The 1,080-nt window shown below is 70.9% G+C and carries 1 protein-coding gene and 1 pseudogene; both read right to left on the bottom strand.

Going from position 1 to position 1,080, the window contains the following annotated elements; genetic code table 11:
* The coding region (locus ABZ449_RS42290; protein WP_360357524.1) for an NAD(P)-binding domain-containing protein at nucleotides 1-505 on the bottom strand (505 nt) is incomplete at its 3' end.
* A gap of 348 nt (nucleotides 506-853) precedes the next feature.
* Nucleotides 854-1,080 (bottom strand): annotated as a pseudogene (locus ABZ449_RS42285) (glutathione peroxidase); the annotation flags it as partial.

Genomic DNA, 1,080 nt, shown 5'->3' with positions numbered 1-1,080 from the left:
GGTCCAGGAAGGCGGTCACCTCGGCCTTCGCGTCGGCGTCGTCACCGGCGATCGCGAGGGCGCTGCGGTCGGCCGCACCGGACGGCCGGGAGAGCGCGGCCAGGCCCTTGAAGTAGATGTTGTTGAAGACCTTGACCACCCGCGACTGCGGCAGGTGCCGCTGCAGCAGCTCACTGCTGGTGATCTCGCCGGAGTCCAGCTCCGGGAAGGCCCCGTCGCGCTGCGGGTAGTAGTTGTTGGTGTCGATGACGACCTTGCCGGCCAGTGGCTCCACGGGCACCGCGCGGTACGCCTTCAGCGGCACGCTGACCACCACCAGGTCACCCACCTGTGCTGCGTCCTGCGCGGTGCCGGCGCTGGCGTGCCCGCCCAGGGCCTCGACCAGGTCGGTGAGGGTCTCCGGGCCGCGCGAGTTGCTCAGCACCACGTCGTAGCCGGCGTCGACGGCAAGCCGGGCCACGGTGCCGCCGATGTTGCCACTGCCGATCAGTCCCACAGTTGTCATGCTCGTTCCCAACTCCGTCCACCCGCGACGCATTCCCGACCAGCCTGGTGGGTTATTCCGGTCACCCCGGCGGGGGGCTGCTCGCGACCTCGCCTTCCCGGCGGGTGCCTGGTGGCGCCGCACCCGTCCTGGACAACGTACTGCTCACGCTGGTCGCCGACCGGCTCTCCGGTGACGTGCCACTCTCCGGTGGCCAGCGGTTCGTGCCGGCCGCCGTGCGGTGTCGGCCCGGCCGCCCTCGGGCGCAAGATCGTGCTTGATCCGGGATGTGGTGGCGTCCGGAAGCCGGGAGGCCACTACATCCATGTTCGAGCGTGATCAGGGCGGCACGCGCGGCGCCCTGGGGTGTCAGGAGGCGGGGAGGGTCTTATCGATGGCGGTGCGTAGCTCGTCCGAGCCGGGCTCGACGGTGGGGGCGAAGCGGGCGGCGACCGAGCCGTCCGGGGCCACCAGGAACTTCTCGAAGTTCCACCGCACGTCACCGGTGTGCCCGTCGGCGTCCGGAGTCTGCACCAACGCGGCGTAGAGCGGGTGCCGGTCGGGGCCGTTGACGTCGACCTTCTCGGTCAACGGGA

The sequence above is a fragment of the Kitasatospora sp. NPDC005856 genome, assembly GCF_040629945.1.
In the GTDB taxonomy this organism is placed as follows: domain Bacteria; phylum Actinomycetota; class Actinomycetes; order Streptomycetales; family Streptomycetaceae; genus Kitasatospora.
Note: the sequence above shows the minus strand (reverse complement) of the source record. Positions and strands in the feature narration are given on the sequence as shown.